Origin of the sequence: Vibrio chemaguriensis, from assembly GCF_012275705.1 — a bacterium.
GTDB classification, from domain to species: domain Bacteria; phylum Pseudomonadota; class Gammaproteobacteria; order Enterobacterales; family Vibrionaceae; genus Vibrio; species Vibrio diabolicus.
Map to the genome: position 1 here is coordinate 56346 of NZ_SHOE01000016.1, position 25479 is coordinate 81824.

Below are 25479 nucleotides of genomic sequence, written 5' to 3' on the forward strand. Positions count from 1 at the left end.
TTCGGAGAAAAAAATGAAATTTAAACGTAGTAAACAACACGGTTTCACACTTTTAGAAGTGATGGTTGTTGTCGTTATCCTTGGTATTTTGGCAAGTTTCGTTGTTCCAAACCTATTGGGTAACAAAGAGAAGGCTGACCAACAAAAAGCGATTACGGACATCGTAGCGCTGGAAAATGCCCTAGATATGTACAAGTTGGATAACAGCGTTTACCCAACGACAGACCAAGGCCTGGAAGCATTAGTTAGCAAGCCTTCTAACCCAGAGCCTCGTAACTACCGTGATGGCGGTTACATCAAACGTCTTCCTAATGACCCTTGGGGTAACCAGTACCAGTACCTAAGCCCGGGCGATAACGGTACGATTGACATCTTCACTCTAGGCGCAGATGGCCAAGAGGGTGGAGAAGGCCCAGCTGCAGATATTGGCAACTGGAACATGCAAGATTTCCAATAAATAGAGCCTAAGCCAGCACTAATGAAGCAAATGCGAAAACACAACGGTTTTACATTGATAGAAATTCTATTGGTGCTGGTTTTGCTATCCCTCACGGCAGTGGCCGTGATCACGACATTACCGACCAGCCAAAAAGATCTTTCCAAACAGTATGCTCAAAGCTTTTTTCAGCGTTTACAGCTGCTTAACGAAGAAGCCGTACTAAGCGGTAAAGACTTTGGCGTTCGTGTGGATGACGCTAAATCAACGTACGCTCTACTGAGTTTGACCGCGGAAGGTTGGCAGCCTCTGGAGTTAAAGCAGATTCCGAGCAAAACCAAGTTGGAAGATGACATTACGCTACTGCTCGAGCTAGGTGACGGTGCTTGGGATAATGATGATCGCCTATTCAAACCGGGCTCTCTTTTTGATGAAGACATGTTTGCTGAAGAAGACGACGACGAAAAGAAAGTTAAGCCACCGCAAGTGTTTATCTTCTCCAGTGCAGAAGTTACGCCATTTACTCTGTCTTTTTTTCCGCAAAATGGTGACGCCTTTAATGACGGGTGGCGAGTCATCGGCAAAGAAAGTGGACAAATCTTGTTACTAGCGCCGGGCGAAGAAGTGAAAGAGGATGAGAATGCGCAATTCTAAGCAAGCTCGCCCACATTGGAGTCATCGCCGGACGAGAGGCATGACACTACTGGAAGTATTGGTCGCACTGGCTATTTTCGCCACCGCTGCCATCAGCGTCATTCGCTCGGTGAGCCAGCATATTAATACGATCAGTTATTTAGAAGAAAAAATGTTTGCAGCCATGGTTGTGGATAATCAGATGGCCAACGTGATGTTGAGTACCAGTGAACTTAAAGTAAAGAACGGCACAGAAGAGCTGGCTGGGCGCACTTGGTACTGGAAAATCACGCCTGTTGCCACCACGCAGCCATTGCTGAAAGCATTTGATGTGAGTGTCGCGCTCGAGAAAAACGCGAGCCCAGTCGTGACGGTACGAAGTTATGTGGCGCAATAAGAATCCACGCGCAAGTAAGCGCCAACTGGCAAAAGGTTTTACACTTATTGAAGTGTTGGTCTCGATTGCCATCTTTGCCAGTTTAAGTGTCGCCGCGTATCAAGTGGTATCGCAAGTGCAGCGCAGCAATGCACTATCACAAGAGCGAACTCAGCGCTTAAATGAAATTCAGCGCGCCATGGTGATGATGGATAATGACTTTCGTCAAATGGCGATGCGCCAAACGCGGACAAATGGTGAAGAGCCCGCGAGCCAACTGATTTTTTGGTCAGATTACTTGCTCGACTCCGACACTAAAGGGCTAATGTTTGCTCGCTTAGGATGGCACAACCCTCAACAGCAGTTTCCCCGAGGGGAGGTCACCAAGGTTGGCTATCGTTTAAAAGAAGAAACATTACAACGAGTATGGTGGCGCTACCCTGACACGCCAGTGGGTCAACAAGGCATCGTTACCCCATTGCTGACGCAGGTCGAATCGTTTGATATGCGTTTTTACGATGGTAAACAATGGAAAAAAGAGTGGGATGATGAAAAATCGCTACCGAAAGCGGTTTCTGTAATCCTTACTCTCAAAGATTATGGAGAGATTGCCCGCACCTATCTGACTCCTGATGGCACATTGAGTCAGAAAGAAGGAAGTTCAGGAGGCAGCAATAATGGTTAATCGTCAGCGCGGTGTCGCTTTGATTATTGTGCTGATGTTACTGGCGATTATGGCGACAGTTGCCGCCAGTATGTCGGAGCGTTTGTTTTTGCAGTTTCAGCGGGGCGCCAATCAAGTTAACTACCAGCAAGCGTATTGGTATAGCCTTGGGGTAGAGGCGTTGGCAAAAGTCGGTATCGAGCAAAGCTACAAAGACACCGATACGATCAATATGAGTCAGCCGTGGGCAATAAAAGAACAAGTCTATCCGCTAGATTATGGTCAAGCGGCGGGACGAATTAGAGACAAACAAGCGTGCTTTAACCTCAATGTATTGAGCCGTGTACAACCGACGGGACAGCAAATCGCAAGACCTTATTTAGTCAATGTGCTGCAGCGTTTATTGGAAGAATCGGATGTTGAATCGTATCAGGCAGAAATCATTGCAGACTCTACCTGGGAATACATTGATGCTGATGACACCGTTCGCTCCACAACCGGGGTCGAAGACAGCACATATGAAGCGATGAAACCCGCGTATTTAGCGTCAAATGGTTGGATGGCAGATGCCACCGAGTTGCGAGCGGTTTATCAGGTGAGTGGTGAGATTTTCCAAAAATTGGAACCGCTAATCTGCGCATTGCCTAGTGATGATTGGCGTTTAAACATAAATACGATTGAAGTCGAGCAAGCTCCGATTTTGGTGGCGATGTTCTCACCAAACTTAAGCAGTAGTGATGCTATTCAGCTAATAGAAAAACGCCCGTTTGATGGGTGGGATAGTATTGATGAGTTTTTAGCTGAGTCAGAGATCGCTGGCTTAAGTGAAGATGTAAAGAAAAACGCCAAAGGCTATTTGGGTGTGGATAGCGCCTTTTTTGAATTGGATGCACAAGTGTTGGTGGATGAATCACGTGTACGTATCCGAAGCCTTTTGCAAAGTACAAATAGAGAGACGGTGACCGTAGTTCGCCGTCGTTTTGGAGGGATCAGTGAGCGAGTTTCTGACCGTTCGGCTGAGTAGCGAACAACAAAGTACCATTCCTTGGGTGGTGTGGTCGACAGATCAACAGGAAGTGATTGCCAGCGGTGAAATCGCCGGATGGGAACACTTAGATGAGTTGATCTCTTATGCAGGTCAGCGCCAAGTTGTGGCGCTATTGGCGAGTAATGATGTGGTCTTGACGCAAGTGGATATACCGCCAGGCGCAACACGTCAATTCGACGCGATGTTACCGTACCTCGTGGAAGATGAAGTCGCGCAGGACGTTGATGGCCTTCACTTTACCGTGTTAGGTAAACAAGCGGATAAAGCGCAAGTGTGCGCTGTTGAACGCGCTTGGATTCAGACCGTATTGCAGCGTTTTTCAAGCCAAGGCATCACCATCAAACGCATCTTGCCAGATGTGCTTGCGTTACCTGTTCAGGGAGAGCATAGCAGTGCCGCGATGCTTGGTGATCAATGGTTGATTCGTCACTCAGCGACAGAGGGTGCGGTTGTCGATGCTTCTTGGTTAGACCTTTACCTCTCTTCTTATCTACAAAATCATGAAGGTTGGAAGCTCGATTGCTATAGCTCAGTCCCTGAATCTGCGTTACCTGAAGTATGGGAGCCGCAGCCAGAAGAAATGACCATGGGGTTACTGGCGAAGGGGGTGACAGAAAGCAAAGTCAATTTGCTGACCGGGATCTTCAAGCCTAAATCTTCTTGGGGTAAATACTGGAAGCTCTGGCAAAAAGCCACCATTGCTGCGGGCGTGCTTATCGTTGTTATGGTTGCGCAGCAGTTGCTCGTCGTCCACAAGTACGAAGCACAAGCACAAGCGTATCGTGAGGAGAGTGAGCGTATTTTCCGCCAGGTGTTCCCGAATAAACGACGAATTCCTACCGTTAGTTATCTCAAACGACAAATGGATGATGAAGAGCGCCGCTTATCTGGTGGTGGCGGTCAGCAGGCGATGTTGTCTTGGTTGGCGGCACTGCCCGCGACACTGGGTCAGGTCAGCGATTTGGAAATCACCAGCTTTAAATATGATGGTCAACGTGGCGAAGTGCGAATTCAAGCTCGCAGTTCAGACTTCCAACCTTTTGAGCAGGCTCGCGTGAAATTGGCAGAGAAGTTTAATGTTGAGCAAGGACAGCTGAACCGTAGCGATAACGTTGTGGTTGGCAGCTTTGTTTTGAAGCGTTTGTGAGGTGATGATGAAAAACTTAATTTCTCAAGCTCAGGTTTGGTGGAGCAGCATCTCACAGCGTGAGCAGCGTTTGGTCATGGGATGTGGCGCTATCGCCGTTATCGGCATTATTTATTGGGGGTTGCTACAGCCAATGAGCCAACGTGCGGATCTAGCTCAATCACGTATTCAAAGTGAAAAACAGTTGCTGGCTTGGGTACAAGATAAAGCGGATGGCATTACTGCACTGCGCAAAAGCAGCGGTGTGAGCTACTCTAGCCAACCGTTGAATCAACTGGTTTCTTCTTCAGCCCGTCGTTATAAAGTTGAGTTGATTCGAGTACAACCTCGCAATGAGAGTGTTCAGGTGTGGATCAAACCACTCGCGTTTAATCAGCTGGTGGATTGGTTACGTTACTTGAAAGAGCAACAGGGTATTGAAGTCGAATTTTTAGATATCGACCGAACGGATCAAGCGGGCATGATTGATGTGAACCGCCTTCAGTTTAAGCGAGGTTAAGGTGAAGCGAGCAGTACTTTACGTTGTTATCTTTATCGTCTTTTTTTCAGTCAGTCTTTTAATGGGGTTACCCGTTTCTTGGGTGTTACAGCAAGCACCAACCGTGAGAGGACTAGACATTCAGGGGGCCAATGGCTCTGTATGGCAAGGTCAAGCTTCTAGTGTTCGTTGGCAGCGCCAGAACCTTGGAGAAGTTAATTGGGATTTCCAGTGGTCGAGTCTACTAACTGGTAAAGCTGAGTTTGCCGTACGCTTTGGTCGTGGTAGTGAAATGGACGTTCGTGGTCGCGGTTTTGTTGGCTATAGCTTGAGTGATGGCCCTTATGCCAAAAACTTAGTTGCCTCGATCCCGGCAGTAAAAGTTGTTGAGCAAGCACGTCTCCCTGTTCCCGTCGGCGTTGATGGGCAACTTGAGTTAAATATTCGTCATGCGACTTATGCCGCGCCTTGGTGTAAGAATGGTGAAGGCACTTTAGTATGGAATGCCAGTGGTATTCAAAGCCCTGTTGGTAGTCTAGAACTCGGTCCTGTGATTGCCGATCTAAACTGTCAGGACAGTGTGTTGACGGCTGCAGGTGAGCAAAGCAGTAAACAAGTCTCAGCGGCGTTCTCGGCAGAGCTGATGCCTAATCAGCGATACTCAACCAAAGCCTGGTTTAAGCCAGGAGCTGAGTTCCCATCCAGCATGAGTGAGCAACTGAAATGGTTGGGCAAGCCGAACCCTCAAGGTCAATACGAGTTTAATTACCAAGGTCGCTTCTAACCTATCATGACAAAAACCAAAATTCTCAAAGAGCTGCGATTGTGCAGCTCTTTTTGCTTTTGGAACATAGTAGGCGAAACCCTCTATTCGCTGTACAAAGATCGTGGTGATAATAGGATGTAATTATAAGGTTTTGATTTTAAAGGGATGTTTTTCTTGTGTTCAGCGCTTTAAGCGATTGGAACATAGTAGGCCAAATGCTCCTAACGCTGTACAAACAGGTCAAAAAGAAAAGGCCACGAACATATTCGTGGCCTTTCTATTGCTAGAATTTTGTGTTCTAAATTTTACCGATAGGGGCTTAATCTTTGCGTTGTAAAATCTCATTCCAAGGTAAATCCGCATCACCAAGCACAATAAAGTTTGGGTTTTCTAGTGTTTCCCGCTCGTTATATGACAGCGGCTCCAATTGCGTGCTGAGAATACGTCCGCCCGCTTCTTCAACAATGCATTGTGTCGCAGCGGTGTCCCACTCGCCAGTTGGGCCTAGTCGGAGGTAGCAATCTACAGCGCCTTCTGCAACAAGACACGCTTTTAATGCTGCAGAGCCGAGCGGAATTAAATCGTAATTCCAAGCGCTGCTCATGCGGCTAGTGATGCGATTGATGTCTTGACGGCGGCTAATAGCAATCGCGATGCTTTGCTCTGGCTGCTCGTGTTTGTGCGTATGGATTTTTACGCTGTCCGACATGTCGGGAATTTTCCAGGCACCTTTGCCACTATAAGCGTAATAAGTCACGCCAGAGACAGGGCCATAAACGACCCCCATGGTTGGTTTATTGTTGTCGACCAGTGCAATAATAGTCGCAAAGTCGCCGCTGCGAGCGATGAATTCTTGAGTACCATCGAGAGGGTCGACTAACCAATACCGTTCCCACTGAGCCCGTTGCTCGAGGCTGATGTCTGCGTCTTCTTCTGACAATACGGGAATGTCGGGTGTGAGTTCACTCAAGCGTTCTGTGATGAGCTTGTGAGCCGCGATATCTGCGCTCGTTACCGGAGTCTCGTCACTTTTTGTGTAGGCCTCGTACTGTTTTTTTTCATATATTTCGAGGATCATTTGCCCGGCACTACGGGCAATTTCGATGACTTGAGGAAGCAGGTGAGATAGATCTTTTGTCATTGGCATAAGTGATAGTCCTTACTCACAGTATTATTCGGTTCTCATGACCGTTATTGGTTATGTTTGTGAGTGGTGTTTGGTAAGTGTTTCAGTGCCAACATTAGCGCGGTGATGCTTCGTGCTTCACAGAAATCCATGTGAGTTAATAACTCTTCGGCTTGCGCAAGTGGCCAACGCACAATTTCCAGTGGCTCAGGCTCATCGCCTTCTTGCTTCTCTGGATAAAGCGCCTGTCCTAAAAATAGAGTCATTTTGCTCGAAAAGTAAGACGGCGCGAGGATAACTTGTTTCAACGGAGTCAGCTGATTGCAGCCAAAGCCGATTTCTTCTTTTAACTCTCGATCCGCAGCTTGGTGTGGGGTTTCACCTGGGTCAATCAACCCCTTCGGGAAGCCCAACTCGTAGCGTTCAGTCCCAGCGGCGTATTCACGTACCAGTAATAAATCGCCTTGCTCAGTCACAGGAACCACCATCACCGCATCGCGCCCACTTGGCTTCATGCGTTCATAAGTACGGTGTTCACCATTGGAAAAACGAAGGTCGAGCGCTTCCACGGCAAACAGTTTGGATTTTGCGACCGTTTGGCATGAGAGTATCTCTGGTGGGGTCCGTTTCGACATGGCGCTGGCTCCTTGGTGTCGTTGGCGTTTACGAGATGCGTAAGATTCTTAATATATGAGAACTCCGCCTGAGTTTCTAGCGGATTTTGCGGGCAGAACTAAGCATCTCAAGGTTACCTCAGTATCGATACAAAAATGGGAGACCGAAGCCTCCCATTTTCTGACCGTATTTACTCTTAGTAGTAAGAGTGATCACCACGGTCATGTTCTGTTGCATCACGAACAGCGGTGAGTTCACCAACGAATTGGTTTAGCAGTTCTTTCTCGATGCCTTCTTTTAGTGTTACGTCAACCATAGAACAGCCATTACAGCCGCCACCAAATGCAACAATAGCAATGCCGTCTTCAGTGATTTCAACCAAGTTTACGTGACCACCGTGGCCAGCAAGCTGTGGGTTGACTTGAGTTTGGATAATGTATTCAACGCGCTCAACCAGTGGCGCGTCGTCCGCAACTTTACGCATTTTAGCGTTCGGAGCTTTTAGCGTTAGCTGAGAGCCCATTTTATCGGTAACAAAATCGATTTCAGCGTCTTCAAGGAATGGCAGACTTAGCTCATCCACGTAAGCTGAAAAACCGCTGTAAGGGATTTCAGTGTCGGTCGCTTCTACTGCTTCTGGTGGGCAGTAAGACACGCCACACTCAGCGTTTTGTGTACCTGGGTTCACAACGAAAATACGAATGTTAGTCCCTTCAGGCTGTTGACCTAAAAGGTTAGCGAAATGCGTTTGCGCAGTTTCTGTAATAGTAATATTTGACACGACGAATACCCGAGTAAATTTGTAGGTTACTGCTGCTATTCTACTCTTGTTGACGTATGGGTCTAGTCTTTTTGATGCTAAGGCATGGCGAAGCGATCTAGAGAGAACGAGGAGCAGGTGTTCTGCAGATGCAGTAAATATCGATGCTTTCTACGCCAACTTCAAGTAGTAAATGACATAATTGTCGGACGGTACTGCCTGTGGTGACCACATCATCGACGATGGCAACATGGGAAGATTGCGGTCGCTTATTGAGAACAAACGCGCCTTTTAGGTTTTGTTCACGGCTCGCTTTAGTATTGCCGCGCTGTGATTGGGCGAGTCTGACCCGGCGAAAGACCTTCGCGTCGAAATTGGTTTGCAATTGCTGGGCGAGGTGTCGGGCTAAAACATCACTTTGATTAAATCCCCGGCGCAGGTAACGCTGCCAGTGCAGTGGCACACTGGTAATGATTGGAGCTGGTGTTGTAATGTGCTGCGCCAGTTGCTCGGTCAATGCCTTTACATGCCAAGACTCTCCGTGATCTTTAAAGCGTTGTACTTCCCGTGAAAGGGGAAAGTCGTAATCGCCTAACGTGTATAGCCTTTGCCATGGCGGTGGTTCTGAAAGGCATTCACCACAAATACTATCCGTACTCATCTCCTCTTTCTGTAACGTTAAACCGCAACGTTGGCATCGCTTGATTGGAGTTAGGTGCTGTAAACAGTGCTCACACCAACGCAGAGCATGCGTGTGGTTTGGTGTTTGAATAGGGAACCGACACAGACCGCATTGACTGCTCAACACGCGATGCATGATGTTTTGCCAGTGATGAGATAACATAGCGCTTATTCATGGTGATATTTTACTCAGCCTAACGCTTGGCTGATGGCGTAGGGAATAAAATTAGTGGGAGAGATTGAGAGCATGAGCACGAAATTACATTGGCAGTCGTTTGGTGAAGGACCTGATCTGGTGTTGCTACATGGTTGGGGTATGAATGGCGCGGTTTGGCAACAAACCGTCGAATCACTTCAAACTGATTTCCGTGTTCATGTTGTTGACCTTCCGGGCTATGGACACAGTGCCGAGCATCATGGTGAAGATTTAGACCATATTGCTAACTTGGTCGCGCAAAGTGCGCCAAAGAAAGCGATTTGGCTTGGCTGGTCCCTCGGAGGCTTAGTGGCGACGCATGTCGCATTAAACATGCCCGAGCGTGTGACTAAGTTGATCACCGTCGCCAGTTCACCAAAATTTGCCGCAGAGAAGCCTTGGCGCGGTATTCAACCGAATGTACTGAGCGCGTTCACCTCTCAGTTGTTAGAAGATTTTTCACTGACCATTGAGCGCTTTATGGCGTTGCAAGCGATGGGCAGTCCATCTGCACGCAAAGATGTGAAACAACTCAAGCAAGCGGTACTGTCGCGCCCTCAGCCAAACCCTGAGTCGCTGTTGGTTGGGCTAAACATCCTTGCTGATGTGGACCTGCGCGATGCATTGACGTCTCTTTCTGTACCAATGCTGCGTCTTTATGGTCGTTTGGATGGATTGGTGCCGATTAAAGTGGCGAATGATTTAAGTGAACAGTTACCTCATACTCAGCAGTTTGTTTTCAATCAGTCCTCTCATGCGCCCTTTATGACTGAACATGATGAGTTTTGTGCCCAAATTCGAGAGTTTGCTCACGATTAATCAAATACGAGCGGAAAAAGCTCAAGCTGTTTAAAAAGTGGTCGACATAAAGGTTGGTGAGGTTTTATTAGCCAATAAAGCTAAGCCATATTGACGAGTTGGGCGACTCTGAGGAGGGTTCGCAATGATTGTGTCACCGACCAACGTAAGTGTGCCACTGATCGCCCCATCCGTGAATGTGCAGACGGAACAAGCAGCTCGCGACAATAAAGTCCGAGAGCCTGTGACGCCAACGGTCGCATTGGCCAAAACCAATGCAGAGCGAAAAGTAAAAGGCGATGACAAGCGCCGACGTCAGTCTTCTTGGGATCCTTCAGAGCATCCTGATTATGACATGGAAACAGAAGTCGACACGCGTTATCAAGAAGAGCCGGAAGATACACTAGAACGGCTTTTTAGTTTGCTTGCGCTCAAGTCGTACAGTGAAGACCAAGGTAAGGGCTACGCAATTCGTTTTCGCTTACCAAAGCGCATTTTGGATGCTGCGATCAATGAAGGATTAATGGAAAAGCGCAGGAAGGTGATCAAGTTTCATTATGGTCATGCAGTCGCTCCCCATACCCCGTCAGAAGTGATAGCAGTATTATGACGACTCAATATCCTACTCAAACAAAAACGCTCCAAGCAGATTGAACTGATTGGAGCGTTTTCTTTTTAGCAGTGAAACCTAGGTAAGGTTACTTTTTCGCTTTAGCAAACGCCGCCGCAAAAGCACCGCCCATTGCACTGTTCGATGAAGACTCATCGCGGCGAGGCTGACGACGTTGTGCTTGGTCATTACGACGTGGTGCGGCTGAAGAGCGTTGGCTACGGTTATCTTGACCCGGCTCGTCGTTCAAACGCATCGATAGACCAATACGCTTACGCTGTACGTCCACTTCCATCACTTTTACTTTGACGATGTCACCTGCTTTCACGACTTCACGTGGATCAGAAACATAGCGGTCAGTCAGCGCAGAAATGTGGACCAGACCATCTTGGTGAACACCGATATCGACGAAGGCACCAAAGTTGGCTACGTTAGAGACCACGCCTTCTAGTATCATACCCGGTTCTAGATCAGAAACTGAGTTTACGCCTTCTGCAAACGTAGCGGTCTTGAATTCAGGACGTGGGTCACGACCCGGTTTATCCAGTTCTTTGATGATATCGGTAACCGTTGGGACACCAAAGTGTTCATCGGTATAGTCCACAGCGTGTAAGCCTTTGAGGAATGCTGAGTCACCAATCAGTGCCTTGATGTCTTTGCTGTTTTTCTCAGCAATTGCTTTGACTACTGGGTACGCTTCCGGGTGGACTGCTGAAGCATCAAGTGGGTTCTTGCCGTCCATAATCCGTAGGAAGCCCGCACACTGTTCGAACGCTTTAGGACCCAAGCGAGGTACTTTCTTTAACGTCGTACGTGCTTCGAAACGACCATTTTCGTCGCGGAAGTCGACAATGTTCTGCGCGATGGTGCTTGATAAGCCTGCTACGCGCGTTAATAGTGCGGCAGAAGCCGTGTTCACATCAACTCCAACCGCGTTTACACAGTCTTCCACAATCGCATCTAGGCGTTTTGCCAACATAGATTGGCTTACATCGTGCTGGTATTGACCCACACCGATCGATTTCGGATCGATTTTCACGAGCTCAGCCAATGGATCTTGCAAACGACGCGCAATCGACACTGCACCACGCAGTGATACATCCATATTCGGGAACTCTTTCGCTGCGAGTTCAGAGGCCGAGTACACCGATGCGCCTGCTTCACTTACGATGATTTTCTGAACTTTTAGGTTGCCGCGTTTGATTACGTCTGCGACAAAGCTATCGGTTTCACGAGAAGCCGTGCCGTTACCAATCGCAATTAAATCCACGTTGTACTTACGCACTAACTGGTCAACGATTTGCGCTGATTTGTCGTATTGTTTTTGCGGGGGGTGAGGGTAGATGGTTTCCGTAGCCAGAACTTTACCCGTTGAATCGACAACCGCGATTTTTGAACCGGTACGCAGGCCAGGATCGAGACCTAGTGTTGCGCGAGGACCTGCCGGCGCCGCCATCAACAAATCTTTTAGGTTGGTCGCAAAGACTTCAATCGCTTCAATTTCAGCACGCTCTTTCATTGCGCCCATCAATTCGGTTTCCATGTGCATCGATACTTTGATGCGCCATGCCCAGCTGATCACTTGTTTGCGCCATGCATCTGCTGGTGCGCTACTTAACGTCACACCATAATGGTCGGCAATGATGGTTTCACAGTAAGATTGGCGAGCACCTTCTTCCTGCTCTGGGTCAGCGTTCATGGCTAAAGTCAGGAAGCCTTCATTGCGGCCGCGCAACATCGCAAGTGCACGGTGAGAAGGGACTTTGCTCAGCGGTTCGTTGTGATTGAAGTAATCTTTGAACTTCTCACCTTCTTGCTCTTTTCCTTCAACGACTCGTGAGACAAGTTCCGCATTACGATTTAAGTGGTTACGGATTTTTTCCAGTAAGTTTGCGTCTTCAGCAATGCGTTCCATGATGATCGCACGGGCACCGTCTAAGGCGGCTTTGGTATCTGTGATGCCTTTGTCGGCATCAAGATATTTACTTGCTTCGCTTTCTGGCTCGGTTTGCGGATGATTCCACAGCATGTCAGCTAGCGGTTCTAAGCCGGCTTCAATGGCGATTTGGCCTTTAGTGCGGCGTTTAGGTTTGTAAGGTAAGTAAAGGTCTTCAAGACGAGTCTTGCTATCGGCTTGAATAATTTCTTGCTCAAGCTCAGGCGTCAGTTTGCCTTGCTCTTGGATCGATTTGAGAATGGTTTGACGGCGGTCATCCATTTCACGAAGGTAAGACAGACGGCTGTCCAGAGTACGCAGTTGGGTATCATCAAGGCCACCCGTCACCTCTTTGCGGTAACGTGCAATAAAAGGGACGGTGTTACCGTCATCAATTAGGGTGACAGCGGCGTTGACTTGCTCAGGGCGAACATTCAGTTCTTGAGCAATCATACGACAGATAGCTTGGCTCATCCGTGTTTTCTCTTTCAATTCGGTTTGGGTTGTATAGAACATTGGGGTCGTTCGAAGAATTTGCAATGTTTTAAATTAACGAGACAAAAATTTACCGGGCGCTGGTGGACATCAGTCAGATTTGTGTCAAAACTGTAATTAAATTGAGAACTTATATCCGCAACTATCGACTAACCTATATCCACGGTTATTGATATAACTAAATGTACCTCGGCTTATACGGATAATCATGATGAAAAAAATGTCTTTGGCGTTAGCGCTTACGAGTGCCTTACTTGTCGCCCCGCTTAGTTGGGCACAATCCATATCAGCAACCACACAAGACCCTGTATATCAGCTTGATGACAAGTTGGTGCTTGGACGAGTGGAGAGCGTTTACTACAGTGATATTCCAGAGCTAAAAGCGGTACCATTTATTGGCAAGATTGATACTGGTGCTGACACCACGTCTATGCATGCAGAGAACATCCATGTCAGTAGCTCTCATCCCGACTACCAGAACTTGAAAGACAACGAGTTGTTGTGGGCGATTGTCGATGATTTAGGTGGGACGAAGGCGAAGTGGGATGCCGATACTTTTAAACCATATCAAGTGAAGGTGAGCTTTACGGTTCCTCATCCTTACACAGGAAAAGAAATACAGATTACCGACGATCTGGAGCGAGTGAGCGCCATTCGTAGTCGAACAAGCAAAAAACCTATTTTACGCCCGACGATAAAAATGCCGATGACGATTGCAGGCCGCACCGTCGATACAGAAGTGAACCTGACCAAGCGCACGCAATTCTCTTCTCCTATCTTGATTGGTAAAACCTATCTCGATAACAATGCGTGGGTATTCGCTGGCTACGACTATCTTCAAGAGCAACCAAGCGCAAAAATGATCGGCAAAAAAGAGACGGTTGAAGTTGAGGGAGTGCCATACAAGATCAGCATCTCAACCACCAGCCGCTACACCAACGTTCACGCACTGGATATCAAGGTTGATAAAAAGAACAATGAAGTTTCTTTCACGCTAGAAGGTGAAAACGGCAAGCGCCACCCAATGACGTTACCTTTGGTACGCATGCTGAAAACCACCAAGAGCGAGCGTCCGTTGGTCTACTTACCAGTGAAAATCGACGAAAACGAAACTCAACGTTGGTTAGTCTATTTGCGTGACCGCAGTAAGTTCAGTTCACAAATTCGCTTGGGTCAGGATGTCGCGAGCCAACACTTTGTGATTGATACCGACAGAGAAAACCTATTGGGCGGTGTTGAAAAAACGTTCAAGAGCGCACTCAAGTCAAAGCCCCTCGTGATTTCACCGGAAGAACAAGTCACCATTGATGGTTATACCGTTCCTGCTTACCCCACGTTTACGGTGAAAACGCCATTACTGCGTGTAAATGGCTTTGAAGTAACAGAAAAAGGTAAGGATGAATCCGTCACGTTTTATTTAATGAACAATGAGGGTAAAGAAGAAAAAATTACCAAGCCTGTGGTGAAAAAACTCAAAGTGGGTAGCACTGTGCGTCCCGTTGTTGATGGCGATTTCCTTTTCGGTAGCAAAGAGACATCAATGGAATTTGCACTCGACGTGCTAGATGAAGACGAGACGCAACCATTTTTCGTCTTTGGTCATGACATCGCCAAAGGCGGTGTGCTGCTGAATACTCGCGCCGACCATTTACTAGATGCAAGGCCACTTTTCAAAGCTGGTCATATCGAAGTGGCTGAAGTGGAAGGGATGTCTTTCCCTGTTAAATTGGACACTGGTGCTGACGTGAGCTCGATTAATGCCAAGGACATCAAGCGCTTTCAAAAAGACGGTAAAGATATGGTGAGCTTTACTTATGAAAACGATCTAGGCATGACCAAGGCGTTTACCCGTGAGGTGGTGGATGTCATGCGTATAACGGCCAAAAAAGGAGAAAAGGCCAACGAACGGCCGGTAGTAGAAATGCACGTTAAACTTGGCGAGTTAGAGAAGAAGATCCGAGTCAATCTGCAAGACCGAGGTCGCTTCCATTACAGCATGATTTTAGGTAAAAACTTCCTAAAACATGGCGCGGTTGTTTCGAGTGATACGAATTACATCGTGACGCAAAAACCAGATTACGAAAAGTAGCACTCTGGCCGCCTTATTATCTTGATACCCAAAGCCCGAACGAAGCCAGTGCTTTGGGTATATCATCTCCTTAATGCTGCTCAAGAGCGGCATTTTTTAGTTGAGATAGGAGTTAACTTGAAAACTAAGCTGATTACCCGTGAAGGTTATAACAAACTCAAACAAGAGCATGATTACCTTTGGAATGAAAAGCGTCCTGAAATCACCAAAATTGTCACCTGGGCGGCGAGCCTGGGCGATCGCTCAGAAAATGCGGATTACACCTTCAACAAACGTCTGCTTCGTCAGATCGACCGTCGTGTTCGATTTCTTCGCAAGTTTCTGCCTGAAGTCACGATCGTTGACTATTCTCCGCAGCAAGAAGGCAAAGTCTTTTTTGGTGCTTGGGTTGAAATAGAAAATGAGGCAGGAGAGGTGAAGAAGTTCCGCATTGTTGGGCCTGAAGAGATTTATGGAGATGCGAAAGACTACATCTCTATCGATTCACCTATGGCGCGAGCGATGTTGAAAAAACAAGTGGATGAAGAGTTCACGGTGCGAACCCCAGAAGGTGAAAAAGAGTGGTTCATTAACTCGATTGAATACAACAAACCAGCCTTGGAAGACTGAGGCTTTATCACCGATTCAAGTCTTTTGGAGTTCACTAGAAGTGACTTGAGTCTCAACGTCAGCTTATTGGATACAAAGGCATGGTGCCTTTATCGGAGAAGTAAAATGAACAAAGCAGTCATGTGTAGCGCTGCACTAACAATAGGATTCTCACTCTCAGTGTTTGCTCAAGATGAAGTGAAAGGCTGTGACGCCAAAGAGTTAGCGGTAGAACAGCAGCTTGAGTATGCGAAAGCACAAGGTAATGAACATCGAATTAAAGGCTTAGAACAGGCACTTACCGCTATCCAGAATGAATGTTCGGAAGGTGAACTGCGTCAAGAACTGCAAGCGGAAGTGGACGAAAAGGCGCGAGACGTTGAGGAGCGTGAGCAAGAACTAGCGGAAGCGCAGCGCTCAGGGAAAGCAGACAAAATCGAGAAAAAACGTCACAAATTGGCAGAAGCACAACAAGAGTTACTTGAGGCCAAACGTGAACTGGAATGGAATTATGGCCAATAGTAGGTGCTGAAAATACCTGCTAGAGAGAGAATAAAGCGCTTAAGATAAAAAGAGTAACAATTTGCTTGAGCACGTTAGGAAAAACAGTGATACATTTTCGACAATAGATGCTTCTGAAAGGATGTTTCAATGCAAGAAAATCATAAAATTTTAGTGGTTGATGACGATGCTCGTTTACGTGCTCTATTGGAGCGTTACCTTTCTGAGCAAGGTTTTCAGGTCCGAAGTGTCGCCAATGGCGAACAGATGGATCGCCTACTAACGCGCGAAAACTTTCACTTAATGGTGCTGGACCTAATGTTGCCAGGTGAAGACGGTTTGTCGATTTGTCGTCGTCTACGCCACGCGAACAACATGCTGCCAATCTTAATGCTCACCGCGAAAGGTGATGAAGTGGACCGCATTGTGGGTCTGGAAGTGGGGGCGGATGATTATTTGCCAAAACCATTTAACCCACGTGAATTACTCGCTCGCATTAAAGCCGTACTACGCCGTCAAACCGTAGAGTTGCCGGGCGCGCCAAGCACCGAAGAAAAAGTAGTGGAGTTTGGTGAGTTCCGACTCAATCTAGGCACTCGCGAGATGTTCCGCGGTGACGAGGCAATGCCACTGACCTCAGGAGAGTTTGCTGTCCTGAAAGCGCTCGTGACGAATGCGCGAGAGCCGATGTCACGAGACAAATTGATGAACATGGCACGTGGCCGTGAATATTCTGCGATGGAACGTTCTATTGACGTGCAAATCTCACGTTTGCGTCGCATGTTAGAAGACGATCCGAGCAAGCCACGCTACATTCAAACCGTGTGGGGGTTAGGTTACGTTTTCGTCCCAGACGGCAAAGAGGTGTAATCTCCTCACTCCATAGCCAGCACTTGGCTATAGCAACTTCAGCCTTCAAGTCCTTCCCTTCGAAGGCTGAAATTTCGCGATTAGGACCACCAGGAACGTTCCATGCGCATCCGAAGTTCACTGACACAATCTATCCTGCTGTTCATCTCTTTGCTCCTCGCTAGCCAAGTTTTCTCTTACTACGCCGTTTTTAACTACGCGTTGATGCCGAGTTTGCAGCAGTTCAATAAAATTCTCGCCCATGAGCTCAATTTGGTGCTTGATGATGAAGGGCCATTAAAATCTGATGCACCGCTGAGACGTCAATTATTAGAAAGGCTGGGGGTGACGGTTCACAGCCTCGACAGCGATAAAGCGGTTGAATTTCATCACGCGATGTCGATTGATTTGATGTCTGAAGAAATGAGCCAAGAGCTAGGTTCGCCCACCGAAGTGCGCTTATTGCTTGGCGATGAAAGTTACATCTTGTGGATGCACATCGAAAAGTTGCCGAACTCCATCATTCGTATTCCTTTATCTGAGCTGCAAGAAGAAGATTTTGCACCGCTATTTCGTAACAGCTTGATTATGGCGCTGCTGATCATTGCTGGTGGTTGGTTGTTTATTCGTTTACAAAACCGCCCACTTTTGGCTTTAGAGAGAGCCGCGAAAGACGTCGGTCGAGGTGAAATCCCGCCACCGTTGGCAGAAAAAGGCGCATCGGAAATTCGCTCTGTCACCCGAGCGTTTAATCAAATGTCCAAAGGCATTCAGGAGCTCGAAGAAGATCGCGCCCTATTAATGGCGGGGATTAGCCATGACTTGCGAACACCGCTGACGCGCATTCGCTTAGCGACAGAAATGATGTCTCCCGAGGATAGCTACCTTGCTGAAGGGATCATTAGCGATACGGAAGAATGTAATGAGATCATTAGTCAGTTTATGGACTACCTCAAACCGGTGAATAAAGAATCGTTTGAACCTGTGGATATCAGTACGATTGCCAGTGATGTCGCCAGTTCAGAAGGTGGCTATGAGGCTGAAATTGAAACGGATCTTAATCCTAACCTGCCACCAGCTAAAGGAAGCGCCATTGCGATTAAACGGGCGATCAGTAATTTAGTTGTCAATGCACTGCGTTACGGCAATGGCTGGGTCAAAATCAGTACCGGTGTGACGGCAGATAAGCAGCTAGTGTGGATATCGGTAGAAGACAACGGACCGGGCATCGAGCATTCTCAAATCGCAAAATTATTTGAACCCTTTACGCGTGGTGATACAGCTCGCGGTAGTGAAGGCACTGGGCTTGGGCTGGCGATAGTGAAGCGTATAATCAGCCAGCACTCAGGCTCTGTGGTGATGCGTAATCGCAGTGAAGGCGGTTTAATCGCTCAAATCAGCTTTCCTACCAAGTAAGTCGGTGACTGTACCATTTAAAACAAAAAGCCCAACCTAAACTGGTTGGGCTTTGCTTTTCTCTACAATCTTAAGACTCTTTCACTTCTTGAGGAAGTTCATCTTCGTCTTCCAGTTTCTCTGGCAGAAGTAGGTTTAAAATGATCGCTGTGATACCACCTGCAGCAACGCCAGTGGAGAAAATACTCTTAATAAATTCTGGCATGAATTGCAGGATCTCTGGTTTTTGCGCGATACCAAGCCCCATTGAGAAGGATAAGGCCATGATCAGAATTGCGCGGCGATCGAGCTCAACACGAGAGATAATACGCACACCAGCGGCTGCAATCGTACCAAACATGACAATCGTTGCGCCGCCAAGTACTGGCTCAGGAATCAGCTGAACAAAGCTAGCGACACCAGGAAACAAGCCAAGAATCACTAACATGCCAGAAATAAAGTAACCCACGTAACGGCTCGCAACCCCTGTTAGCATGATGATGCCGTTATTCTGGCTAAAGGTGGAGTTCGGGAAACTGTTAAACACGGCTGCGATTGCAGAGTTTAAGCCGTCTGCTAACACACCACCCTTAATGCGTTTCATGTACACAGGGCCTTTGACTGGCTCGCCAGACACTTCGGATGTGGCGGTAATATCGCCGATGGCTTCTAGTGCGGTAATAAAGAAAATCAGCACCAGCGGAATGAACAGAGACCAGTCAAGCGATAAGCCATATTGCATTGGTACCGGTAGTGCTACAAGCTCGGTTGTGCCTAGCTGAGAAGTATCTACCATCCCCATAAAATACGCCATGATGTAGCCTACTAGCATCGCAATCACAATCGAAGCCACACGGATATATGGGTTTTTCGAGCGGTTTAATATCACAATCAAGCCAAGTACCGTTCCAGCGAGCGCTAGTTTGTCTAAGCTGCCGAAGGTTCCTTCATTTAATGCCGCGTAGCCACCCCCCATTGATACCAAGCCGACTTGAATCAGTGTGAGACCGATAAGAGTGACGACAATGCCTGAAACGAGCGGAGTGATAATGCGACGGGCATGCTCTAATACGCGAGATAGGAAAATCTCCGCAAATGATGCCACTAAAATCGTACCAAAAATGGCTGCCATCATGGTGCTGATGTCTGCTCCACCTGCTTTCAGCGATAGGCCTGCACCAATAATAGGACCTAAAAAGTTAAAGCTGGTGCCTTGAACAGAGAGTAAACCAGAGCCAATTGGGCCAAAGGTGCGAATTTGAATAAACGAAGACACGCCTGACGCAAATAAAGACATGCTGATGATGGTATTCGTTTGGTCTGCTGGTACACCCAAAGACTGACAGATGATCAGTGACGGAGTGATAACCGCGACGAACATCGCCAATAAGTGCTGAAGTGCGGCAAAAATGGTTTGAGGCAAAGGTGGTCGATCATTGAGTTGATAGACCAGTTCCGAAGATCGGTTTGAAGTTGTCATTGTTTGTCTCGCTAGTCGCAATATATTCCCAGATCTCGCTGAATGGGAGAGCAGGGTGGAGTTGACGTCGTTACCTGTGATTGCTGTTAATCAGAGTCAACTCAGGTTGGTGGAGTGTGATGCAACACACTTAAAAATTTGTGCGCGATTATAGAGAGATTTATCTAAAAAGCAAACGATTGCTTTGGTTTTTAGCGTATTAAAAAACGAGCCATTTGGCTCGCTTTCAATCATTACGCTTTGGAGTAAATATCCCGCTCACCCAACCAGCGATCGATAATCGCTGTTGCGTTAGTCGGGTAATTGTCATGAATATGACGCGCAATACGCTGAACTTCGGGAATCAGGCGTTGATCTCGAACTAAGTCTGCAATTTTGAAATCAGCAAGACCAGTCTGCTTTGTACCCAAGAGTTCGCCCGGACCACGAATCTCTAAGTCTTTCTGTGCGATGACGAAGCCATCGTTACTTTCACGTAGTACTCCCAGACGTTTTTGCGCGGTTTTCGACAGTGGAGAGTGGTACAGCAGCACACAATGGCTAGCAACGGAACCTCGGCCCACGCGACCTCTCAACTGGTGTAATTGTGCCAAACCAAGACGTTCAGGGTTTTCTATGATCATCAAGCTAGAGTTTGGCACATCAACGCCAACTTCAATAACCGTCGTTGCGACCAGCAAATGCAGTTTATTGTCTTTGAAATCTTGCATCACCGCTTGTTTCTCTGCCGGCTTCATTCGGCCGTGTACTAGACCAATTTTTACGTCCGGTAGCTTACGTTGAAGCTCTTCAGCGGTATCTGCCGCGGCTTGCGCTTCTAATACTTCCGACTCATCAATCAGAGTACACACCCAATATGCCTGCTTACCTTCGTTTAAGCAGGCATTTCGGACACGCTCGACGATGTCGTCACGTTTTGTGTCAGGAATGGCGACGGTTTGAATCGGCGTTCGACCCGGAGGCAGTTCGTCAATCACAGAAGTTTCCAGGTCAGCGTATGCGGTCATCGCTAATGTGCGAGGAATGGGCGTTGCCGTCATGATCAACTGATGTGGGTAGGCGCCTTGTTTAGCACCTTTTTCACGTAACTCTAATCGCTGATGGACACCAAAGCGGTGCTGTTCATCAATGATGACCAAAGCAAGGTGATGAAACTCAACGTGCTCTTGGAATAGCGCGTGAGTACCCACTACCATTGGCGCTTCACCACTGGCAATGCGAGCCAGCTCGGCTTCCTTTGCTTTACCTTTGAGTTTGCCCGCTAACCAACCGACTTGAATGCCCATTGTTTCAAACCAGTTGGCGAAGTTGATCGCGTGTTGCTCAGCCAATAGTTCGGTTGGTGCCATGAGTGCCACCTGATAGCCGTGCTCAATGGCACGAACGGCGGCCAGAGCGGCAACCAACGTCTTCCCCGATCCCACATCACCTTGCACTAGGCGCATCATTGGGTGGGGTTTTTCTAAATCGGTTTCAATCTCTTGTACTACTCGGGTTTGAGCGTTTGTAGGAGAGAAAGGCAGTTGGGCTAAAAGCTGCGTTTTTAGTTTATTACAAGGACCGAGAGGTAGCGCTGAATCCTTCTGACCTTTGCTACGCACCGCCAACATCGAGAGATTCTGTGCGAGCAACTCTTCCATGATTAAGCGGATTTGGGCAGGATGTTTGCCTTCGTCAAACTCATCTAAATTAATGGTTGGTGGTGGGCGATGAATGGTGTGCAGTGCTTGCGACATCGTGATTTGATGGTTATACAGCCCGGCTGGAAGTAATTCCTGCACTGCGGTTTTATCAAGCAGGGCTAAAGCTTGTTCGGTAAGGTTGCGCAATGTGATTTGGCGTAAACCATCTGTAGTGGGATAAACAGGGGTTAAGCTCTGTTCTACATCGGGCTTTTGCTCGCTGACGTAAAACTTGTAGTCAGGATGAACAATTTCCAAGCCCATGCCACCGCGCTTAATTTCACCGTAAGCATGTACTAACTTACCTTGTGTGAAATTGTTCTTCATGGCCGCGGTAAAGTTGAAAAAGCGCAGCGTGATAGTGCCATTACCGTCGCTGATTTTTACCGTTAACATTTTGCGCTTACCGAAGATGGTATCGACTGCCATGACCTTGCCTTGCACGGCCGCCCAAAGGCCGGCATGCAGTTTAGCAATAGGATAAATACGGGTACGATCTTCGTAGCGCAGTGGAAGATGAAACAGCAAATCTTGAACGCTATGTAAGCCAACTTTGGCGAGTTTTTCTGCGACTTTCGCGCCAACCCCAGAAAGGGAGGTTAATGGGACGGCAGATAACATTTGGGCGGACATAGAGGGCTCAAGAAAATGGTTAACATAGCAGTATGTTAACCATGGAGCTGTGTTTTTGTACAGGAAAAAATAGTCATGCTTTAGTTCGTGTCATGATCTGACTGATAACCTGTCATTCCGAGGAGCCTAGTGACATCAGGAATCTATTTCCAACAAGTATGTCGTTGAAGTTAACACTATCAGCATCAGCACACTCGGGAACTAGATCCTGAATCACGCTCCTTCGTCGCTGTTCAGGATGACGAAAGCCTGTTACTTGCTTTGCATCTCTTGCCACCACGCGTCATCGGCGATGATTTGACCTTCTTCATCGAGTGGTGGGTAAACGAGCCCTTTTCGTTTCGCGACTTTTGCCAGCACAGGGTGACCACGTTCAAAGAGAATACGGTTGATTGTCTCTTTAGGCAGAGCGCTTTCTTCTCGGTCATACATGCCTGCGGCTTCACGTTGACGTTGCGCTTCATACAAAATTACGGCACTGGCAACCGATACGTTTAGTGACTGCACCATGCCCACCATCGGGATAATTATGTCTTGATCGGCAAGTTGTTTGGCTTGCTCTGAAGCGCCAACTTTTTCACTGCCTAAAATGATGGCAGTTGGTTTGGTGTAGTCGATCTCGCGAAAGTCGACGGCGGTGTCCGAAAGATTGGTCACCAAAACCTGCATACCTTGCGCTTTGAGTTCGGTAATCGCAGTTTCAATCGAATTGTGAGTATCAACTTCCACCCAGTTACGCGCGCCAGCTGAGGTATGGCTCAGCGTACGCATTTTATCAGGCCAAATGGCATGAACTTTGTGTAAACCTGTCGCGTCAGCGGTGCGGATCACGGCAGAAACGTTGTTTGGCTTATGCACTTCTTCGAGACAAAGTGTCAGATCAGTTTGGCGAGTTTTTAGGACTTGGTGAATGCGGTTGTAACGTTCTAGGTTCATATTTATTGAGGTATAAAAAATCGCCACCTAACAGAGTAGGTGGCGATAGAAGTTAGTTCTTTCTGCGTCTGACTCGGGTTGCTTGAGGCATTGCCTTAATCTTACGCATGATACCAGCAAGGTGGACGCGATCTTTCGTCGTCAACAGCACAGTCACAGTGTACAAACGACCATCACGTTCTTCCGTTGAAAGACCATGAATGTTTGACCCTGTTTTCGAGATCACGTTGGTCAGTTCTGCAAGAGCACCTTGGTTGTTCAGCATGTCGACTTTAAGTTCAGCAATAAACTCTTTGTCGTAGTCGTCAGACCAAGCGACAGCCATATAACGGTCTGGCTCTTTCTGATAACCACGAACGTTCGGACATGTTTCTCGGTGAACAACCAAACCACGACCAGGCGATACGTGAGCAATAATGTGATCATCTGGGATAGGATGACAACAATTTGCAAACGTCAGCAATAAGCCTTCTGCGCCACGAATCGGAAGCTTCTTCTTCGAGTCCGTTGGGATTGAGCTTGTTGTCGTGAGCTCTTCGGTATCACCAAGGAGACGACGTGCAATCACAATACTCATCAACTCACCCAATCCAATAGCTGCCAATAAATCATCGATGCTTTCTAGGCGAAGATCATTCAAGACTTCTTGGATATTTTCTGGATAAATTGAATCAATCGAGTGGCGGCCAAGTGCGTGATTAAGTAGGCGACGACCTAAAGTAATCGACTCTTCACGACGCATCGTTTTCAGTACTTGTCGAATCTTAGTGCGGGCACGAGAAGTCACGACATAGTTTAGCCATGCCGCATTCGGACGCGCACCAGGGGCACTGATAATTTCCACCGTCTGACCGTTTTTCAATGCCTTACTCAATGGGTAAGGGTTACGATCAACACGAGCACCAACACAAGAGTTGCCTACATCGGTATGTACGGCATAGGCAAAGTCGACAGCCGTTGCGCCTAAAGGCAATTCAACGATACGACCTTTTGGTGTGAAGACGTAAATCTCATCTGGGAAAAGATCGGATTTTACGTTTTCAATGAATTCGAATGAGTTACCCGCGCTTTGTTGTAGCTCTAACAGGCTTTGCATCCAACGCTGAGCTTTCACTTGCGCAGTGGTGCCAGACTTGTCGCCTTTGTCTTTGTAAGACCAGTGTGCCGCGACACCTTTGTCCGCCATTTGATCCATATCTTCAGTACGGATCTGAACTTCAACAGGTACGCCATGTGGGCCAACCATGGAAGTGTGTAGCGATTGGTAGCCGTTCGCCTTTGGTACCGCGATGTAATCTTTCATGCGACCAGGACGTGGCTTATACAAGCTGTGTACTTGGCCTGAAACGCGATAACAAGTATCAGCGGTATCAACAACGACTCGGAACGCATAGATATCCATGATGGTGTGAAAGCGCTGTTCTTTGGTTTTCATCTTGTTATAGATAGAGAACAGGTTTTTCTCACGACCAACCACACGAGCATTCAAGCCGAAATCTTGCAGACGGCCTTCTATTTCGCTGTGAATACGTTGGATCATCTCTTTACGATTGCCGCGTGCCGCTTTTACCACTTCTTTTAGTACGCGGTAGCGGTTGGGATATAGCGCTTCAAAGCCCAGCTCTTCGAGTTCGGTTTTGATATTGTGAATACCAAGACGATGAGCGAGTGGCGCGTAAATCTCTAACGTTTCACGAGCAATACGACGTTTTTTATCTGGTCGAAGCGCGCCAAGCGTACGCATGTTGTGCGTGCGGTCAGCCAGTTTGATCAGAATGACGCGGATATCTTGCACCATGGCCAGAACCATCTTACGAAAGTTCTCAGCCTGAGCCTCTTTCCTATCGCGGAATTTGAGTTTGTCCAGTTTAGATACACCATCAACCAATTCTGCGACAGTGTTGCCGAATTTCTCTTCGAGATCTTCTTTAGTTACATCACAGTCTTCAATGACGTCATGCAGCAAAGCAGCTTGGAGGGTTTCGATATCAAGGCGCATTTCGGCCAAGATACGAGCCACAGCGACAGGGTGGATGATGTATGGTTCACCGCTAGAGCGGGTTTGCCCTTCATGGGCATCTCTCGCTACCACATAAGATTGACGCAGAGCCTCAATCTGAGGCTCTGTTAGGTATTCTTGGGCAACGTCTTTGAGGCTATCGAATAGATACAAATTATAGGCCCGGGAGGTTGTTGAATTCTAAAGTCAGAATTAACGGTTGTGAGCGATGCTGCTTACTGCCGCTAGCTCTGCCGCTTCTTGCTCTTGCTGTTCTTGACGTTCACGAGCGTCTAGAACTTCTTTAGTAATTAAACCTTCTTCGATTTCGCGTAGAGCGATAACCGTTGGCTTATCGTTCTCTTCTGGCACTAGTGCATCTTTACCGCCAGTTTGCATTTGACGAGCGCGGCGAGCCGCAATCAGTACTAGGTCGAAACGGTTGCCAACTTTTTCAACAGCGTCTTGAACAGTTACGCGTGCCATGAGGACTCCAAATAGTTAACTAAAATTTTAGAATGACGAGAAAGTATACAACCTAACTACTTTATTTACTAGCAAT

General features: G+C 47.5%; 25 protein-coding genes. 15 read left to right on the forward strand and 10 right to left on the reverse strand.

What is annotated here, in order from left to right; translation table 11 throughout:
- Positions 1-13: 13 nt before the first annotated feature.
- The 8 genes from gspG to EX191_RS15615 are packed head-to-tail and all read left to right on the forward strand — an operon-like array spanning position 14 to position 5566.
- A complete protein-coding gene (gspG, locus tag EX191_RS15580) occupies positions 14-457 on the forward strand; it encodes a type II secretion system major pseudopilin GspG (RefSeq protein WP_005394985.1) in 444 nt (147 codons plus the stop codon).
- Between the two features lie 30 nt (positions 458-487).
- Positions 488-1090 (forward strand): GspH/FimT family pseudopilin, encoded by a 603-nt coding sequence (locus tag EX191_RS15585; RefSeq protein WP_193448016.1) that lies wholly within the window; start codon positions 488-490, stop codon positions 1088-1090.
- The gene (gspI, locus tag EX191_RS15590) at positions 1071-1466 is read left to right on the forward strand and encodes a type II secretion system minor pseudopilin GspI (protein ID WP_031780439.1); all 396 of its coding nucleotides are present in this window, start codon (positions 1071-1073) and stop codon (positions 1464-1466) included. Before EX191_RS15585 ends, gspI begins: the two co-directional genes overlap by 20 nt.
- Positions 1453-2130 (forward strand): type II secretion system minor pseudopilin GspJ, encoded by a 678-nt coding sequence (gene gspJ, locus EX191_RS15595; protein ID WP_006741790.1) that lies wholly within the window; start codon positions 1453-1455, stop codon positions 2128-2130. The genes gspI and gspJ overlap by 14 nt, the downstream gene beginning before the upstream one ends.
- On the forward strand, positions 2123-3133 hold the full coding sequence (gene gspK / locus EX191_RS15600) for a type II secretion system minor pseudopilin GspK (protein WP_193448017.1): 1011 nt from the start codon (positions 2123-2125) through the stop codon (positions 3131-3133). The genes gspJ and gspK overlap by 8 nt, the downstream gene beginning before the upstream one ends.
- A complete protein-coding gene (gspL, locus tag EX191_RS15605; protein WP_005394975.1) occupies positions 3102-4304 on the forward strand; it encodes a type II secretion system protein GspL in 1203 nt (400 codons plus the stop codon). The genes gspK and gspL overlap by 32 nt, the downstream gene beginning before the upstream one ends.
- Positions 4305-4311: 7 nt before the next feature.
- Positions 4312-4803, forward strand: coding sequence for a type II secretion system protein M (locus tag EX191_RS15610; protein WP_005394974.1), 492 nt, complete (start codon positions 4312-4314; stop codon positions 4801-4803).
- A 1-nt stretch (position 4804) separates the two neighbouring features.
- Positions 4805-5566 carry a type II secretion system protein N gene (locus EX191_RS15615; RefSeq protein ID WP_104971139.1) on the forward strand — a complete coding sequence of 254 codons (762 nt, stop codon included), beginning with the start codon at positions 4805-4807 and terminating at the stop codon, positions 5564-5566.
- Positions 5567-5867: 301 nt separating this feature from the next.
- Here EX191_RS15615 and cysQ read toward each other — a convergent pair whose 3' ends face one another.
- The 4 genes from cysQ to EX191_RS15635 form a co-directional block, all read right to left on the reverse strand.
- Positions 5868-6695, reverse strand: coding sequence for a 3'(2'),5'-bisphosphate nucleotidase CysQ (gene cysQ, locus EX191_RS15620; RefSeq protein ID WP_193448018.1), 828 nt, complete (start codon positions 6693-6695; stop codon positions 5868-5870).
- 44 nt (positions 6696-6739) lie between these two features.
- Positions 6740-7309 carry an ADP compounds hydrolase NudE gene (nudE, locus tag EX191_RS15625; RefSeq protein WP_005394971.1) on the reverse strand — a complete coding sequence of 190 codons (570 nt, stop codon included), beginning with the start codon at positions 7307-7309 and terminating at the stop codon, positions 6740-6742.
- Between the two features lie 176 nt (positions 7310-7485).
- Positions 7486-8070, reverse strand: a complete 585-nt coding sequence (gene nfuA / locus EX191_RS15630) for a Fe-S biogenesis protein NfuA (protein ID WP_193448019.1) — start codon at positions 8068-8070, stop codon at positions 7486-7488.
- 97 nt (positions 8071-8167) lie between these two features.
- Complete coding sequence (locus EX191_RS15635) at positions 8168-8893, reverse strand: ComF family protein (protein WP_193448020.1); 726 nt, start codon at positions 8891-8893, stop codon at positions 8168-8170.
- Positions 8894-8977: 84 nt separating this feature from the next.
- Here EX191_RS15635 and bioH point away from each other — a divergent pair, with 84 nt between their 5' ends.
- Entirely contained in the window at positions 8978-9745 is a 768-nt protein-coding gene (gene bioH / locus EX191_RS15640) for a pimeloyl-ACP methyl ester esterase BioH (RefSeq protein WP_006741796.1), read from the forward strand.
- A 124-nt stretch (positions 9746-9869) separates the two neighbouring features.
- Positions 9870-10334 carry a hypothetical protein gene (locus tag EX191_RS15645; protein WP_005379316.1) on the forward strand — a complete coding sequence of 155 codons (465 nt, stop codon included), beginning with the start codon at positions 9870-9872 and terminating at the stop codon, positions 10332-10334.
- Positions 10335-10422: 88 nt separating this feature from the next.
- Here EX191_RS15645 and EX191_RS15650 read toward each other — a convergent pair whose 3' ends face one another.
- Entirely contained in the window at positions 10423-12744 is a 2322-nt protein-coding gene (locus EX191_RS15650; protein ID WP_074191898.1) for a Tex family protein, read from the reverse strand.
- A gap of 229 nt (positions 12745-12973) precedes the next feature.
- Here EX191_RS15650 and EX191_RS15655 point away from each other — a divergent pair, with 229 nt between their 5' ends.
- The 5 genes from EX191_RS15655 (at position 12974) to envZ (ending at position 18208) form a co-directional block, all read left to right on the forward strand.
- Positions 12974-14854, forward strand: a complete 1881-nt coding sequence (locus EX191_RS15655; RefSeq protein WP_193448021.1) for an ATP-dependent zinc protease family protein — start codon at positions 12974-12976, stop codon at positions 14852-14854.
- A gap of 117 nt (positions 14855-14971) precedes the next feature.
- On the forward strand, positions 14972-15463 hold the full coding sequence (gene greB / locus EX191_RS15660; RefSeq protein ID WP_005394962.1) for a transcription elongation factor GreB: 492 nt from the start codon (positions 14972-14974) through the stop codon (positions 15461-15463).
- Between the two features lie 105 nt (positions 15464-15568).
- Complete coding sequence (locus tag EX191_RS15665; RefSeq protein ID WP_005394961.1) at positions 15569-15964, forward strand: DUF1090 domain-containing protein; 396 nt, start codon at positions 15569-15571, stop codon at positions 15962-15964.
- Between the two features lie 129 nt (positions 15965-16093).
- Positions 16094-16813, forward strand: coding sequence for an osmolarity response regulator transcription factor OmpR (gene ompR / locus EX191_RS15670; RefSeq protein ID WP_005394960.1), 720 nt, complete (start codon positions 16094-16096; stop codon positions 16811-16813).
- Positions 16814-16915: 102 nt separating this feature from the next.
- Positions 16916-18208, forward strand: a complete 1293-nt coding sequence (envZ, locus tag EX191_RS15675; RefSeq protein WP_047009400.1) for a two-component system sensor histidine kinase EnvZ — start codon at positions 16916-16918, stop codon at positions 18206-18208.
- A 70-nt stretch (positions 18209-18278) separates the two neighbouring features.
- Here the strand turns inward: envZ and EX191_RS15680 are convergent, their stop codons facing one another.
- From EX191_RS15680 to rpoZ, 5 genes are all read right to left on the reverse strand, one after another.
- Positions 18279-19667, reverse strand: coding sequence for a uracil-xanthine permease family protein (locus tag EX191_RS15680; RefSeq protein WP_193448022.1), 1389 nt, complete (start codon positions 19665-19667; stop codon positions 18279-18281).
- Positions 19668-19900: 233 nt separating this feature from the next.
- Entirely contained in the window at positions 19901-21982 is a 2082-nt protein-coding gene (gene recG, locus EX191_RS15685; RefSeq protein WP_193448023.1) for an ATP-dependent DNA helicase RecG, read from the reverse strand.
- Positions 21983-22234: 252 nt separating this feature from the next.
- On the reverse strand, positions 22235-22918 hold the full coding sequence (gene trmH, locus EX191_RS15690) for a tRNA (guanosine(18)-2'-O)-methyltransferase TrmH (RefSeq protein ID WP_193448024.1): 684 nt from the start codon (positions 22916-22918) through the stop codon (positions 22235-22237).
- A gap of 52 nt (positions 22919-22970) precedes the next feature.
- Positions 22971-25091, reverse strand: coding sequence for a bifunctional GTP diphosphokinase/guanosine-3',5'-bis pyrophosphate 3'-pyrophosphohydrolase (gene spoT / locus EX191_RS15695; RefSeq protein ID WP_193448025.1), 2121 nt, complete (start codon positions 25089-25091; stop codon positions 22971-22973).
- A gap of 39 nt (positions 25092-25130) precedes the next feature.
- Positions 25131-25403 carry a DNA-directed RNA polymerase subunit omega gene (rpoZ, locus tag EX191_RS15700; RefSeq protein WP_005379346.1) on the reverse strand — a complete coding sequence of 91 codons (273 nt, stop codon included), beginning with the start codon at positions 25401-25403 and terminating at the stop codon, positions 25131-25133.
- Positions 25404-25479 lie beyond the last annotated feature (76 nt).